Origin of the sequence: Notoacmeibacter sp. MSK16QG-6 (assembly GCF_024158145.1) — a bacterium.
In the GTDB taxonomy this organism is placed as follows: Bacteria; Pseudomonadota; Alphaproteobacteria; order Rhizobiales; family Rhizobiaceae; genus Notoacmeibacter.
Map to the genome: position 1 here is coordinate 150,803 of NZ_JAMYXM010000002.1, position 14,594 is coordinate 165,396.

General features: G+C 58.9%; 19 protein-coding genes. 11 read left to right on the plus strand and 8 right to left on the minus strand.

Going from position 1 to position 14,594, the window contains the following annotated elements:
• Window positions 1-5 precede the first annotated feature (5 nt).
• From NIM86_RS08440 to NIM86_RS08455, 4 genes are all read right to left on the minus strand, one after another.
• Window positions 6-329, minus strand: coding sequence for an XdhC family protein (locus NIM86_RS08440; protein WP_253381054.1), 324 nt, complete (start codon window positions 327-329; stop codon window positions 6-8).
• Window positions 310-1,635, minus strand: a complete 1,326-nt coding sequence (locus tag NIM86_RS08445; protein WP_253381965.1) for a VWA domain-containing protein — start codon at window positions 1,633-1,635, stop codon at window positions 310-312. Before NIM86_RS08445 ends, NIM86_RS08440 begins: the two co-directional genes overlap by 20 nt.
• 94 nt (window positions 1,636-1,729) lie before the next feature.
• Window positions 1,730-2,644 carry a MoxR family ATPase gene (locus NIM86_RS08450; RefSeq protein WP_253381056.1) on the minus strand — a complete coding sequence of 305 codons (915 nt, stop codon included), beginning with the start codon at window positions 2,642-2,644 and terminating at the stop codon, window positions 1,730-1,732.
• Complete coding sequence (locus NIM86_RS08455; RefSeq protein ID WP_253381058.1) at window positions 2,641-3,183, minus strand: flavin reductase; 543 nt, start codon at window positions 3,181-3,183, stop codon at window positions 2,641-2,643. The genes NIM86_RS08450 and NIM86_RS08455 overlap by 4 nt, the downstream gene beginning before the upstream one ends.
• Before the next feature lie 179 nt (window positions 3,184-3,362).
• Between NIM86_RS08455 and NIM86_RS08460 the strand changes: the two genes are divergently transcribed.
• The 5 genes from NIM86_RS08460 (at window position 3,363) to purB (ending at window position 7,352) form a co-directional block, all read left to right on the plus strand.
• The gene (locus tag NIM86_RS08460) at window positions 3,363-4,358 is read left to right on the plus strand and encodes a P1 family peptidase (RefSeq protein WP_253381967.1); all 996 of its coding nucleotides are present in this window, start codon (window positions 3,363-3,365) and stop codon (window positions 4,356-4,358) included.
• A gap of 10 nt (window positions 4,359-4,368) precedes the next feature.
• The gene (locus NIM86_RS08465; RefSeq protein ID WP_253381060.1) at window positions 4,369-4,719 is read left to right on the plus strand and encodes a VOC family protein; all 351 of its coding nucleotides are present in this window, start codon (window positions 4,369-4,371) and stop codon (window positions 4,717-4,719) included.
• Window positions 4,720-4,791: 72 nt separating this feature from the next.
• On the plus strand, window positions 4,792-5,475 hold the full coding sequence (gene rpe, locus NIM86_RS08470; RefSeq protein WP_253381063.1) for a ribulose-phosphate 3-epimerase: 684 nt from the start codon (window positions 4,792-4,794) through the stop codon (window positions 5,473-5,475).
• A complete protein-coding gene (locus NIM86_RS08475) occupies window positions 5,472-5,975 on the plus strand; it encodes a hypothetical protein (RefSeq protein ID WP_253381065.1) in 504 nt (167 codons plus the stop codon). The genes rpe and NIM86_RS08475 overlap by 4 nt, the downstream gene beginning before the upstream one ends.
• A gap of 48 nt (window positions 5,976-6,023) precedes the next feature.
• Window positions 6,024-7,352, plus strand: coding sequence for an adenylosuccinate lyase (gene purB, locus NIM86_RS08480; protein ID WP_253381066.1), 1,329 nt, complete (start codon window positions 6,024-6,026; stop codon window positions 7,350-7,352).
• 4 nt (window positions 7,353-7,356) lie between these two features.
• On the opposite strand, the gene NIM86_RS08485 is transcribed toward purB, so the two are convergent.
• Entirely contained in the window at window positions 7,357-8,247 is an 891-nt protein-coding gene (locus tag NIM86_RS08485; protein ID WP_253381068.1) for an EamA family transporter, read from the minus strand.
• A gap of 154 nt (window positions 8,248-8,401) precedes the next feature.
• On the opposite strand from NIM86_RS08485, the gene NIM86_RS08490 reads away from it, so the two are divergent.
• Complete coding sequence (locus NIM86_RS08490) at window positions 8,402-8,947, plus strand: alpha/beta hydrolase (protein WP_253381070.1); 546 nt, start codon at window positions 8,402-8,404, stop codon at window positions 8,945-8,947.
• A gap of 64 nt (window positions 8,948-9,011) precedes the next feature.
• On the opposite strand, the gene NIM86_RS17215 is transcribed toward NIM86_RS08490, so the two are convergent.
• Window positions 9,012-9,905: an intradiol ring-cleavage dioxygenase gene (locus NIM86_RS17215; RefSeq protein WP_305884456.1), complete on the minus strand. Its 894-nt coding sequence runs from the start codon at window positions 9,903-9,905 to the stop codon at window positions 9,012-9,014.
• Window positions 9,906-9,993: 88 nt separating this feature from the next.
• Window positions 9,994-10,305 (minus strand): DUF1476 domain-containing protein, encoded by a 312-nt coding sequence (locus NIM86_RS08500; RefSeq protein WP_253381969.1) that lies wholly within the window; start codon window positions 10,303-10,305, stop codon window positions 9,994-9,996.
• A gap of 244 nt (window positions 10,306-10,549) precedes the next feature.
• Here NIM86_RS08500 and purC point away from each other — a divergent pair, with 244 nt between their 5' ends.
• Genes purC through NIM86_RS08520 form a run of 4 tightly spaced genes read left to right on the plus strand, consistent with a single transcriptional unit; the run spans window position 10,550 to window position 12,732 of the window.
• A complete protein-coding gene (gene purC, locus NIM86_RS08505; protein ID WP_253381072.1) occupies window positions 10,550-11,347 on the plus strand; it encodes a phosphoribosylaminoimidazolesuccinocarboxamide synthase in 798 nt (265 codons plus the stop codon).
• 60 nt (window positions 11,348-11,407) lie between these two features.
• Window positions 11,408-11,647, plus strand: coding sequence for a phosphoribosylformylglycinamidine synthase subunit PurS (gene purS, locus NIM86_RS08510; RefSeq protein WP_253381074.1), 240 nt, complete (start codon window positions 11,408-11,410; stop codon window positions 11,645-11,647).
• Between the two features lie 6 nt (window positions 11,648-11,653).
• Window positions 11,654-12,328: a phosphoribosylformylglycinamidine synthase subunit PurQ gene (purQ, locus tag NIM86_RS08515; protein ID WP_253381076.1), complete on the plus strand. Its 675-nt coding sequence runs from the start codon at window positions 11,654-11,656 to the stop codon at window positions 12,326-12,328.
• Window positions 12,329-12,357: 29 nt separating this feature from the next.
• A complete protein-coding gene (locus NIM86_RS08520; protein ID WP_253381078.1) occupies window positions 12,358-12,732 on the plus strand; it encodes a hypothetical protein in 375 nt (124 codons plus the stop codon).
• A gap of 38 nt (window positions 12,733-12,770) precedes the next feature.
• On the opposite strand, the gene NIM86_RS08525 is transcribed toward NIM86_RS08520, so the two are convergent.
• Entirely contained in the window at window positions 12,771-13,028 is a 258-nt protein-coding gene (locus tag NIM86_RS08525) for a DUF1127 domain-containing protein (RefSeq protein WP_253381080.1), read from the minus strand.
• Between the two features lie 129 nt (window positions 13,029-13,157).
• Between NIM86_RS08525 and NIM86_RS08530 the strand changes: the two genes are divergently transcribed.
• The gene (locus NIM86_RS08530) at window positions 13,158-14,588 is read left to right on the plus strand and encodes a PLP-dependent aminotransferase family protein (RefSeq protein ID WP_253381082.1); all 1,431 of its coding nucleotides are present in this window, start codon (window positions 13,158-13,160) and stop codon (window positions 14,586-14,588) included.
• Window positions 14,589-14,594: the final 6 nt, after the last annotated feature.

The following is a 14,594-nucleotide window of genomic DNA, read 5'->3' on the forward strand; positions in this document are numbered from 1 at the left end:
CGCTCTCAGCCCAGCGGCTCGACTAAAACACGGATACGGCCGCCACAACTTAGGCCAACGCGCCAGGCGGTCTCGTCCGCGACGCCGAACTCCAACACGCGAGGGCGATCTGTTTCGATCACGTCGATCGCCTCGGCGACGACGGCGCCTTCCACGCAGCCGCCCGACACAGAACCTTCGAAATCGCCGTCTTCGCTGATCGCCAAGTGGCTTCCGGTCGGACGGGGCGCCGAGCCCCATGTCTCGATGACGGTCGCCAAAGCGACCTTTCGGCCGTCGGCCAGCCAGTCTTCAGCAGCTTGCAGAGGATCATGCGACCGGGCGCTCATGTCCTGAACCATCTTCTATCTCCCGACCCACGAAGGAATAACGATTTGCCACAACAGGCCGACCATTGTCGATCCACCGCCTTGGATCGGTATCGTCCGCCTTCATGCCCGTCGAAAGAGCGGCACACAGACCGGCCAAACTGTCCATATTGTGCACCGGACGAAACTCGTCCACGAAAGGCAGCATGGCCCGTACTCCGGCGGCCCGCGCTTCAAAGCCATCGAAACGTAGAAGTGGGTTGAGCCAAATCAGCCGCTTGCAACTCTTTTGAAGCCGCTCCATCTCACGCGCCAATAATTCGCTGCCTTCGCGCTCCAGACCGTCCGTAATCAATAAAACGCTTGCGCCCTGCCCCAGAACCCGCCGCGACCAGTCGCGATTGAAATTGTGCAGCGTCTCGCCGATCCGCGTGCCGCCCGACCAGTCCTGAACGCTTGCGGCGACATCGGCCAATGCTTCATCCGGATCTTTATGTCGCAACTGCCGGCTAAGATTGGTCAGCCTCGTGCCGAAAACAAACGAATGCACTTTGCGCCGGTGAGCAAGGGCGTGAAGAAAATACAGCACGACGCGGCTGTATTGGCTCATCGAACCGGAAATATCGCAAAGGGCGACAAGCGGTGGATGAACGCGCCGGCGCTTTTTGTAGCGCGGCAGAATGATGTCGCCGCCACTACGCATCGCATGTCTGAGCGTTGCCCGCCCATCGAAACGGCGACCACGCATATCCGGACGGAACCGACGAGCCGGTAGTTCATCCATGGAAAGTTGGAGGTCGGCGATGAGATCACGCGCCTCCGCCAGTTCGGCGGCGGTCATCTGCGCGAAATCTTTCTGACGCAAGATTTCGTTACCGGAAACGGTATGGCGGGCATCGACCTCGATTTCCGGCTTTTCGCGAACCGGGCGAGCATGATGATGCTTTTCGAAAAGGGCGTCGTTGACCCGTTGTTCCGCCGGCTTGGGTTTTTGCCTTTCCTGCTCCCTCTCCATGGTCGGCGAGAACATTGCGATCATTTTTTCCATGAGTTCGCGCGACCGCCAATAAAGTCGGAAGGCCTCGTCGAAAGTTGCGCGATCCTCGCGCCGTTTGACGAAGACAGAATGGAGTGTCCAATAGAAATCATCGCGGCTGCCGATACCGGCGGCCATCACGGCTTCGATTGCCGTCACCACTGTCGCCGGCCCGACCTTCATGCCTGCCTTTCTCAAGGTACGGCCAAAATGAACGATATTGTCCGCCAATCTGCTTTTATCCGGGCTGCCATCAAGTGCCCGTTCAAGCGAAGGTCCGAACGTGTTCATGCCTTGAGCACGAGCTTTTTCGGCGTCATTTGAACGCACATCGACCAGACCTGCCGCATCGCCAAAAGCTGGCTTGTCGGAGGCGGTCATCCCTCTATTCCGCCGCCGCTAGGTCGCGTTTGACATCGGTCAGAATTTCCGCTGCGGCGCCTTCCGAAAGCCGCTGGATGTCATCCTGATATTTCAGCAGAACGCCAAGCGTGTCGGACACGGTTTCAGGATCGATAGCCATCTTGTCGAGTTCGATCAGGGCCGTCGCCCAGTCGATGGTTTCAGCAACGCCTGGCACCTTGAAGAGATCCATTTCACGGAGGCGCTGAACGAACGCCACGACCTCGGCGGAGAGCTCTTCGGAGGCGTTCGGAACGCGCCGTGACACGATTTCCAGTTCGCGTTCAGCGCTGGGATAATCGACCCAGTGATAGAGGCAGCGACGTTTTAGGGCGTCATGAATTTCGCGCGTTCGGTTGGTCGTGATGATGACGAGGGGCGGCTCTTTTGCCTTGATTGTTCCAAGCTCCGGCACGGTGACCTGAAAGTCGGACAGGATTTCGAGGAGGAAGGCCTCAAAAGCCTCGTCGGTTCGGTCGAGTTCGTCGATCAGAAAGACCGGAGCGCCGCCGTCCTGCGACTCGAGCGCTTCCAGTACAGGCCGGCGAATAAGGTAGCGCTCGGAGAAGACATTCTCCTCCAGCCTGTCTTCATTGGCCGTCCCGCTCGCCTCTGCGGCGCGAATGGCGATCATCTGTGCAGCGTGGTTCCATTCATAGACGGCGGACGCAACATCGAGACCTTCATAGCATTGCAAGCGGATGAGCTTCCGCCCCAGGCTTTTGGCCAGAACCTTCGCGATCTCCGTCTTGCCGACACCAGCCTCGCCTTCCAGAAAGAGAGGCCGCCCCATCTTCAGAGACAAGTAAAGAACGGTGGCAAGGGATCGGTCGGCCACATAATCCTGACTGGACAGCAGAGCCTGCGTTTCGTCAATCGAACATGGAAGTTCGCTCATGCGGTTTCTCTCCCCGGCACCGCCATGCTCTGCTCTTCCTCCGGTGCAAGCTGGCGGTAATTACGATCGTAATAGATCAAGGGGGTAAGGCTAGGACCGATTGCCAGAGCTGTCACTCTGCCAAAAAGTACCCGATGGGTCGCATGGTCGTGAACATGTTCGATTTCACAGTCGAAGACGGAGGCAGCCTCTGTCAGTACAGGCGACCCGCTCTGCAACACCGTCCATTCGGCACGCGCGAATCGATCCTCCTGCTCTTCACCCGTGAAACCCGCAAAAGCGTCGGCAATATCCGTTTTGCCGTCCGGCAGCGTGTTAAGCGCAAAGCGACCGTTCTGGACGAAAAGCTCATTGCTGGGATTATGTCTGTTTAAACAGACCAGAACGGTGGGCGGATCATCCGAGACCGAACATCCCGCTATGATGGTCACCCCGCGCCGGCCAGCATCGCCATCCGTGGTGACGATATGGACGGCTCCGGCAAAACGCGCCATTGCATCGCGATAGGATTGCGGATCGACATCGCGGCTTACGAGCAATTGGCACCTTTTTGCTGGAACTGGACATTGCCGTCTGCGGCTTCGGCTCTGGAGGCCTGCAACGGCATATAGGTGTAGGCATCCAACACGCAATGCCGCTAATGCCGTTCTTGTCTGCCGACACATTGAATGCGAACACGGTTTCTATGTGGGGCGACGGATACTGAAAATTGGAGGCACTGATGAAAGCCGGGGCTCGCAATACAATCGCCGACGTCTCGTCCATTCGCGTGGGTCACGCCACCGATGAAGCGGCGAAAAGCGGTGTCAGCGTTATCTGGCCGGTGCACCCCGCGACCGCGGCCGTCCATGTCGCGGGCGGCGCGCCAGGCACGCGCGAGACCGATCTTCTTGCCCCTGAAAACACAGTCGAACGCGTTCACGCACTGGCGTTGTCAGGCGGCTCCGCCTTTGGTCTGGCCGCAGCCGACGGCGTGATGGCCGCGCTCGCAGAAGCTGGCGAAGGTTTTGCGGTTGGCCCGCACCACATACCGATCGTGCCCTCGGCTATCCTTTTTGATCTGATGGCGGGAGGTAATGATTCCCGGCCCGACTATCGCGCACTTGGTCGCCAGGCGCTGAGACAAGCATCCACCGACATTAGGCTCGGCTCCCTCGGGGCCGGAACTGGCGCAATGACTGCGACTGTCCGCGGCGGGATCGGCTCGGCCTCCAGCGTCCTCGACGGTATCGGCACAATCGGCGCTCTCGTCGCGGTCAACGCGCTAGGCAACCCATTGATCGGCTCGACACGCCATTTTTGGGCCGCTCCGTTCGAGCAACGTGGTGAACTCGGCTATCTCGGCTGGCCGGCCCTGATGCCGGAAGATGCAATGACGTTGCGCCTGAAGCATCGGCCTGTTCTTCCAAACACCAATACGACAATCGCGGTGATCGCCACCGACGCCGCCCTCACAAAGGCACAGTGCAAACGTCTTGCCATGGCCGCTCACGACGGCTTTACGCGGGCGCTCTGGCCTGCGCATCTTCCCATGGATGGCGACCTCGTTTTTGCGCTTTCAACCGCCGAGCCCGGCTCGACGCCAGTCGGCATTGAAACGATGATCGATCTCTGCGCGTCGGCGGCGTCCACCATGGCGCGCGCCATCGCCAGAGGCATTTATGAAGCGAAACCGCTTCCAGGCGATCCGAAACCCGCCTGGCGTAACCTTTAGGAGGCCTGGGGTGACAGTCCTGCGTATCGTCCCCAATATTTTCGCCGGCGATCCTGCTGAAGCGGATCGCTTCTACGGTGACGTACTGGGTCTTGAGCTGCCTATGGATATGGGCTTTATCCGCACCTTCCGATCTGAACGCGAGACAGCGCAACCACAGATAAGCGTAATGACTGAAGGCGGCAGCGGAACACCCGTTCCGGCAATCTCGATCGAGGTCGACGATCTGGGCGAGGTGCTGGAGCGCGTTCGCGCCAACGGCATCCAGATCGAGTACGGGCCGGTGAAGGAGCCGTGGGGCGTACGTCGCTTCTACGTCCGCGATCCGTTTGGAACGCTGGTGAATATTCTCCAACACTGAACCGCATTGCTTGTGACGGCGGAATGCCTCTGCTAGCGAGACGCAACCCGTCTGAAATCGAGCTTGCGCATCATGACAAACCGCCCCCTCATCATCGCGCCTTCCATACTGTCCGCGGATTTCTCGCGGATCGGCGAGGAGGTGAGAGACGCTGTCGCAGCAGGCGCGGACTGGGTGCATCTCGATGTGATGGATGGCCATTTCGTACCCAACATCACTTTTGGCCCGCCGGTCGTGAAGTCGCTACGCCGCTGGACCGACGCCACCTTCGATTGCCATCTGATGATCGCGCCTGCCGATCCTTATCTGGCAGCCTTCGCCGACGCCGGCTGCGACATCATCACCGTTCACGCCGAAGCCGGCCCGCACCTGCACCGTTCGTTGCAGACCGTTCGCAATCTCGGCAAGAAAGCCGGAGTTTCGCTCAATCCCGGCACACCGGAAAACGTCATCGAATATTGCCTGGACATGATCGATCTCATCCTTGTCATGAGCGTCAACCCGGGCTTCGGCGGACAGAAATTTATCGAAAGCCAGATCGAGAAGGTCCGCCGAATCAAGGCGATGATTGGCGATCGTCCGATTGACATCGAAGTGGATGGCGGCGTCTCGCCCGAAACGGTCGGCGCACTTGCCGATGCCGGCGCAAATGCCTTCGTCGCGGGTTCGGCAATCTTCAAGGGCAACGGCAAAGACGATTACGCCGCGAACATTTCGGCCATACAAAGCGCGGCCCGCGCCAGATCGGGCGCGTGACAAGGCTTCGTTTCCCGATACGGCGTTTTCTGCTGGTTCTGACGACCTGGCCCCTGATCTGCGCAACAAGTTCGGCCCTGACGGTATTTCTGAGAGAGGCCGAAGCGCTATCGACGGCGAACGACGTCATTCTTCTCCATGCCGCCGCCGGTTGGATTGCGGCGTTGATCTGGTTTTCGCTGGACCGGCTTTTAATCAGACGATTCGAACGTCTTTCGGCTCGCTTCGTTCTGTCCTTTACTCTGCTCATAGGCCTCACCGTGGGCGTCAGCGCCGGCCTTTTCGCGATCCAGTTCTGGGTCTATTTCAGTCAATGGCATGAACCACTGACCAGCCGCATCGGCCTCTATCAGGCGATTTTCACCTCCGCATCCGCGATTTACCAGTATGCCGTTCTGGGCGCACGCCATCTGATAGTCCTCGCGCTGCCGGCTGCAGCGCTCTTTGCGAGCATCGCTGCGCGTCATCCACACATTGAAGCGCGTGAGCCGATACGATAACGACCACGACAGCATTCCAATCCGACAGTGTCAGAAAAGGTTTTCCCGATGATTCCGCGCTATTCGCGACCCGACATGGTTGCCATCTGGTCTCAGGAAACGAAGTTTCGCATCTGGTTCGAGATCGAGGCGCACGCCTGCGACGCACTGGCGGAAATCGGCGTCATTCCAAAGGACGCTGCCAGGACGATCTGGGAAAAGGGTGGCGCGGCGACCTTCGATGTGGAGCGCATCGACGAGATCGAACGCGAAACCAAACACGATGTTATTGCCTTTCTGACCCATCTTGCCGAGTTCGTCGGCGAGAACTCCCGCTTCGTTCACCAAGGCATGACCTCGTCCGACGTTCTCGACACCTGCTTCAACGTTCAACTCGTTCGAGCGACGGACTTGCTGTTGACCGGCATGGACGCCCTGCTGGCCGCCCTGAAGAAGCGTGCATTCGAGCACAAGGAGACCGTCACCATCGGCCGGTCTCACGGAATTCACGCCGAACCGACAACCTTCGGCGTCAAACTCGCCCAAGCCTATGCGGAGTTCGACCGTTGCCGGACGCGGCTCGTCAATGCGCGCGAGGAGGTTGCTACGGTTGCGATTTCAGGCGCCGTCGGAACCTTTGCCAATATCGACCCGCAGGTCGAAGAACACGTTGCTGACAAGATGGGTTTGAAGCCAGAACCTGTGTCGACCCAGGTTATCCCACGCGACCGTCATGCCATGTATTTCGCGACGCTCGGCGTCGTTGCATCGTCTATCGAGAGGCTTGCGACGGAAATTCGTCACTTGCAGCGCACCGAGGTGTTGGAAGCGGAAGAATTCTTCTCCAAGGGCCAGAAAGGTTCGTCGGCCATGCCGCACAAGCGCAATCCGGTCCTGACGGAAAATCTGACCGGATTGGCCCGCATGGTGCGAGCCTACGCTATGCCAGCCATGGAGAACGTGGCGCTATGGCACGAGCGGGACATCTCCCACTCTTCGGTAGAACGCATGATCGGGCCAGACGCCACGATTACCCTGGATTTCGCGCTCGCCCGGCTGACCAATGTGGTGCAGAATCTCGTCGTCTATCCGGAGCGGATGGAAGGCAATATGAACCGGTTGGGCGGCCTGGTGCACAGCCAGCGCATTCTGCTGGCGCTGACGCAAGCGGGCGTATCGCGCGAGGATGCCTATCGTCTTGTTCAGCGCAACGCGATGAAGGTGTGGGACAGCTATCAGCAATCCGGCGCCGCCAGCGTCGACTTTCTCGACCAGTTGCTGGGCGATGAAGAGGTGCGCGATCATTTGTCGGAGACCGCGATCCGCTCGCGTTTCGACCTCGGCTACCACACGAAACATGCCGATACGATCTTCCAGCGGGTGTTCGGCGAAAGCTGATAGGTCAGCCGGGACGGCCCCAAATCATTCGAAGCCGCCGTCCCGTTATCTCGCCGAACACATTCACCGCCAGCCCTGCGAAGATCAGTGCGATGCCGATGACTGAAAGCGGCTGCAGCTCTTCGCCGAAGGCGATTGCAGCGCCCGACAGGCCGAAAACGGGAATAAGCAACGCGAAAGGCGTGACCCTGGCGGCGGAGTGGGCGCGCAGAAGGAAGACCCAGGCCGTAAAGGCATAAACCGTGGTCGGCCAGGCGAGAAAGGCGATCGAACCGCTAACGGGCAGGCTCGGCATCTGATCGGCGATTCCGAACCACGTACCCTCCAACAACATGGATGCGGCAAAGAGCGGAAGCGGTGCAGCCAGTGACGACCAGGCCACGAAAGGCAGTGGCTCGGTCTTGGGCATAATCTTGGCGATCATATTGGCAACGCCCCAGGCGGCAGCCGAGGCAAGACAAAGGACAAAGGGCAAAATGGGCGCGACATTTGCTCGCCCTACCCCGATGGCGACAATGCCGAAAAGCGCTATTACCGCCCCCAGCGCCTGCGAAGGCAGAACGCGCTCTTTCATGAAGATGGCGGCAAAGACGATTGTGAAGAAAACCTGCATTTGAACAACCACCGACGCCAATCCCGGCGGCAGGCCAAAAGCGATGGACATGAATAGCAAGCCGAACATGACAGCGCCTTGCGCCAACCCGAAGGCAATCGGCCAGCGCCATGCGATCTTGGGAATCGGTACGAAAAAGATCAGTGGCACGGCGGCGAAGAGATAACGATAACCGGTGAGCAGCAAGGGCGGTATCTCATCAACGCCAATGCGGATGGCGACGAAAGCGAAGCCGTAAATTGCAGCGACGCTGATCGCCAGCAGGATGTGGCCGATAGGCATGGGTGAATGGCCCGATTGGCGTTTCAGGTACCCGTCTCTTCGCCGCCGAATGTCGCACCCGCAACCCCGACAAACGTCACCGTGACGCAAATTGCAGTCGTCTCGATCCTGCGGCGCGGTTGCGCCGTGAAATTTCGAGGCCTATCTGGCCCACATGAAAGCAAAGAACGCGACCATTCTTTTTCTACCCGATCAAGGCAGGACCGACGACGGTCATTGGCTAAGCCGCTGGCAAGCGAAACTGTCGACGGGGCACATTGTCGATGTCGACCCGGACGCTCCGAAAGCCGATGATTGGTTTGGCAAATTGGAGAGCGCGGTCGAAGCCCATGACGGGCCTATTGTACTTGTGGGACATGGGCTGGGTGCAGCGACCGCCGCTCTTTCAGCGCCGAAATTGACAGATCGCGTCAAGGGCGCGTTTCTGGTCGCCCCTCCGGCGTTGGATGAAGCACGCAAAGACGATACCGAATCCTTCGGCCCCTATCGGCGTGATCCCTTTCCGTTTCCTTCAATCGTAGTCGCTAGCCGCACGGACCCGAATTGCCCCTTCGAGACGATTGAAGATCTGGCAGGCGCCTGGGGCTCGCTGCTGATCGATGGCGGCGATATCGGCCGTATCAATGAGGAAAGCGGGCATGGTCCGTGGCCGGAAGGGCTGCTGACTTTCGCACGTTTCCTGTCACGCCTGCCCGACTAGTCCGAAAACGCCCGGCGGCTGGCCTATCGGTCAGCCGCCGGTGATTGAAAAATTGGCCAAGGCTTCAGTTGCCTGCGCCAGGCACGATTGTCGACTTCTCAACCGGTTCGCTCTGGCCGCCTGCGCCTGGCTGCCCATCACCGCCCGGAGGCGGACCAGCGGGGCGTTCGCCGTTGGCGCCGGGAGGCGGTCCTCCAGGCTGGCCGCTCATGCCCGGATCGGATGACTCAGCGTTAGGATCGACACCGACGACCAGCAGCGCCAGATAGGATTCGTCCATCTCTTTCAGCAGGGCGTGAGACGCCCGCGTGGCCTGCTGCGCGATGGAGTCGGCGCTATTGTATGTATCGCGCTCGGTGTCGCGCTGATCGTACGGCGCGACATTGTCATAGATGAATTGCGACAAGGCGTCCGGAAAGAATATTTGTCCGGTCAGTACGTTCGCCTCATCAAGATAAACCTTGAAGTGGATATGGGTCGTACGGCCGCGATACCAGCCGGGATAGACGGTGGTGAAATGGACGATACCATTTTCATCGGCCATCTGCGTGCCGCGGCAGAACGTCTGCCCGCTCGTATCGACAGACTGGCCTCCACCGGAGATGCCTGAATAGATGCCCTCCGCCGAGGCATGCCACACATCGACGCGCGCATTGGCAATCGGCTTACAGGTCGCATCGACGACCTGCATCTTGAGATCGAGCGGCACACCATGCTGATCTTCAGTAATATCGCTACGGACCAACTCAGGGTCGACGTAAAATGGTCCCTCGGTAACTTCCGGCGTCAGTTGACAGACCGAAGCGCCTTCGAGCAGCGAGACCGCGCTTCCATTTTCCGCGGCAGCAGCAGCGGTGGTCAGCGACGATCCCGCCACAGCGCCGCCAGCCGTAATCGCAACAAGACGCAATGCGTCGCGCCTCGACAGGTTGGAAGGCGAGTTTTCTGATTTATCCATATGTTCGCTCCATTGTGATCGTCAGCACAGATAGGAGCGCACCCGCCAATAGTCCTGTTACAATGTGGATAGGTCGGCAAGGCTCGCTTCAGCTCTTCTCGACATCCATCACGGCCTGCGCGATCAATTCCTGCATTTTGGCGCGAATTTCCATGTCGGAAACACTGTCCGGCAAATCGGCCCGAAGCTTGCGGAAAACGTCCTCATCGCCAGCTTCCTCAAAATCGGACGCGATGACTTCCTTGGCATAGGCTTCACGTTCGTCGCCTTCTTTACCAGTTTGATCTGCAACCCAGTAACCGAGCAGCCTGTTGCGGCGGACAGTCGCCTTGAACCGCAACTCCTCGTCGTGAGCGAACTTGGCTTCGTAACCCTTTTCGCGGTCGTTCATGCTGACCATCTGCACATCCTTCATATCGTAGCGGCCGCCAAATTCGGCCTTCATCCTGTCTAGATAGCCGTGCCGATAATCGCAGAAAAGGCTTGCCGGCACAAAAGATGGTCGTCTTTCCCCAAGTGAAGTCCCGGCCAATGGTGCAAGATAGATTGAGCCGCCTCGAAGATTGCGCTACAGGGAGCGCGAAAACCCCGCGCAGTGCCGAGAACGCAAAAAAAAGCGGGTCACGTGACAAAGGCCAGATTTCATGAACCGTCGCCGGCGTATCTACGAGGGCAAGGCCAAGATCCTTTATGAAGGCCCGGAGCCGGGCACGCTTGTCCAGTTCTTCAAGGACGACGCAACGGCCTTCAATGCAAAGAAGCATGAGGTGATCGACGGCAAGGGCGTGCTGAACAACCGCATCAGCGAGTATATCTTCACGCACCTAAACCGCATCGGCGTGCCGACTCACTTCATCAAGCGGCTTAACATGCGCGAACAGTTGATTCGCGAGGTCGAAATCGTGCCGCTCGAAGTGGTTGTGCGGAACGTCGCCGCCGGTTCGCTGGCCAAAAGGCTCGGCATCGATGAAGGCACTATGCTGCCCCGCTCGATCATCGAGTTCTACTACAAAAGCGACGCGCTGGACGATCCGCTGGTCTCCGAAGAACACATTACGGCCTTTGGCTGGGCCAGCCCGCAGGAACTCGATGACATCATGGCGCTTGCCATCCGCATCAACGACTTTCTCTCCGGCATGTTTCTGGGAGTCGGCATCCAACTCGTCGACTTCAAGATCGAAATGGGCCGGCTTTGGGAAAACGACATGATGCGGATTGTCCTTGCCGACGAGATATCGCCCGATAGCTGCCGCCTATGGGATGTCACGACTCAGGAGAAGATGGACAAGGATCGCTTCCGCCGCGATATGGGTGGCCTGTTGGAAGCCTATCGCGAGGTCGCCAAGCGCCTCGGCATTCTGACCGAGGAAAACGGCAATCGCGGCAAAGGTCCGGTTCTGGTGTCGTCTAATGACGGCAATCCGGACGGATCGCTTCACTGATCGGCGCTGGACTGGCGCCGTAATATCTTGCCTCTCGGCATCGATGGAGATCGTTGAAATATGAAGGCCCGTATCACCGTCACCCTGAAAAACGGGGTTCTGGACCCGCAGGGAAAGGCCATAGAAGGCGCGCTTGGCACGCTCGGCTTCGAGAATGTCGGTGGCGTGCGCCAAGGCAAGATCTTTGATGTCGAGCTGGCTCATGACGATAAGGCAAAGGCCGAGACGGACCTTCAGGCGATGTGCGAGGCGCTGCTGGCCAACACGGTTATCGAGAATTACGCGATCGAGATTCGTTGAGAGCCGATGAAAACCGCTGTCATTCTTCTGCCGGGCCTGAACCGCGACCGCGATATGATCGCGGCGTTGACCAAGGTGTCGGGCCGCGCGCCGACGACGATCTGGCAGACTGAGACGAATATCCCGTCCGATATTGAGCTGATCGTTATTCCTGGTGGTTTTTCCTATGGCGACTATCTGCGCTGCGGTGCAATTGCCGCGCGGATGCCCGTCATGCAGGCCGTTGCCGAGCGTGCGAAAACCGGCACGCGTATCATGGGTGTCTGCAACGGCTTTCAAATTCTTCTGGAGACAGGCCTGCTACCCGGCGCGCTGATGCGCAACGCCAATCTCAATTTCGTCTGCAGGGAAGTCGAACTCGAAGTCGCCAACGCAAAAACGGCCTTCTCAAGCGGCTATGAGCAGGGCCAAGTCATCCGTTGCCCGGTCGCTCACCATGATGGCAATTATTTCGCGGATGAAGAGACGCTGGCGAGGCTGAAGGGTGAGGATCGCGTGGTGTTCCGCTATGCCAACGGCACCAACCCCAACGGCTCGGTCGACAATATCGCCGGCATCGTCAACTCGACAGGCAATATTCTTGGCATGATGCCGCACCCGGAAAACCTTATCGAACCCGCTCATGGCGGCGATCACGGCCGTGGCATATTCGAAAGCGCCCTCAATATCGCGCTCGCCTGAATCATAAGAGAGATGGTAGGTCTCTATCTATGAATCGGCCGGCGACCTTTACCACAACCATTCTGACGGCGCTTATTTCCGGCTGTACGGCCACGAATGCGCCGTCTGTGTCCGGCTCATCCATACCGACACTTCAGCGCATAAACGATACGGCCCAGCGTTGCTGGATGAAAAGCGGCGATGAGGCGTTTAGGCCATACCGTATTGTGCCAGAACTGGACACGCGCACCGGCAAGCCACGCATCCTCATGCTACGCGCCGGAAGAACCGCAGGCCTCCCCGAACTAGTGATCGAACTGTCCGGCTCTCAGATCGACGCCTATGGCCCGATTCAAAACACGGCCCTCGCCGGCAGGATCAATCGAGATATCGTACGCTGGGGCAATGGCGACGCGTCCTGCTGAAGAACGCGGACGAGCCTGGAGCTGCTCGCCCGTTTCGATCACTGATACCAGTCGCCTCGCCAGAGTACCCTTTCGGCCTCTCGCATGGCCTGATCGCGGGTCACGCCGATGTCCAACAGCTGGTCGTTGCTGAGGCGGCTGAGCGCCCGGCGGCTACGGCGTTTCGCGGCATATGTCGTGTAGATGGCAATGAGCGCATATGGATGGAGCCAGCGCGGGTCGAAACGCGACGTCGCCCGTTGGACCGGCATTGCGCCCTGATCAGATGAACCCCTCAAGATTGTCATGATTGCCATCGTTCAATTCCTTACCTCGTTCGTGTCATGTATCACGATGCAGACAATACAGTGATTGACTTGGGTTACAATATTTGGAATTGTCCCTGAAACACGATAATTGCATTGATAAATGGCTGGATTGTATCGATGACAGACTGGGTTCCGGAACTGAAAGATAGTCGTCAACCCATTTATCTGCGTCTTGCCGACGCGATTGAAGAAGCGATCGTCTCCGATGAACTGCCACCCGGCTCCAAGCTCCCACCTCAGCGCAATCTGGCCTTCGATCTCGGCGTCACCCTCGGCACGGTAACTCGCGCCTATCAGACCGCGCGGGAGCGCGGTCTGCTGACAGGAGAGGTCGGACGCGGAACCTTCGTCAGAAATGGAAACGGAGGGGACGACAACGACCTGAAGTCCAACCATGAGCCGATCTTCTCGATGCTCGGACGTGGTTTCACCGATGAGGCTTCGCAAAAAGGCCCATTGATCTTTTCGTCGACCTCGGCGCCCAACGTCGGACAGATGGGTCTTATCAGGCCGGTCCTGGAACGTGTCATGGCCAAGGATGAGCACCGCTCGATCGACTATGTTCGACGATTGCCTCGCTCCTGGTCCGAAGCAGGAGCAAAGTGGCTGGCCGTTGGCGACTGGGAGCCTGACCCCTTCTCGACCTTCGCCACACACGGCGCGGACCCCGCAATTCTTGCTGCTATGGCGACTGTTGCCGCGCCTGGTGAGCGGATCGTCATGGAGACACCGACTTACAAATGCGCGGCCCAGGCTATCGGGCTGATCGGACGGATTCCGATTGTCGGGGAGTGCGACGAGGAGGGTCTGCGGCCGGACGAATTCGAGCGTCTCTGCGCACGCCAGCACCCACGCGCAGTGTTCCTGATGCCGGCGGCGCAAAATCCGACGCACGCGAGAATGAGCGAAGACCGCCGACGCGACATTGTCGATATTGCCCGCCGGCACAATGTCTGGATTATCGAAGACAATGTGTACGGTTCGCTTTTGACGGACCACTTGACGCCGCTGGCTGCCCTCGCCCCGGAGCGTACCTTTCATCTATCGAGCCTGTCGAAGAGCGTTGGCGCTGGTCTGCGCGGCGGCTGGATGACCTGTCCGCCGGGACAGGCGCCTCGTGCTGCCTCGGCTCACAAGGTTTTGGCTGGCCCCAAATCGTTTCTGCTCGCGCAATTGAGCGCTGAATTGGTTTTATCGGGGGCCGCCGACGAAATACGGGAACAGGTGCGCCACGAACTGGCAGCGCGACATCAACTGATCTGCAAGTATTTCGATGGGTTCGAATTCGCCTCGAATCCTCATCTGCCGTTTGTCTGGCTGAAATTGCCGGAACAATGGAGTTCGGCCAGCTTTGTGCGAGCAGCCGAAGCGCATGGATTGAGGATCGACGGCGAAGACGAATACAAACCCGTCCGCTCCGAAACGCAGTTGCATCGGGTCAGGATTGGAACGTCAGCCGTTCCGACGCGCGAGAATGTGGAACATGGTCTGTCATTGCTCGCCGGGCTGCTCCTGCACGGAGCGGCGGCCTACGAAACCTTTGCATAGACGAAG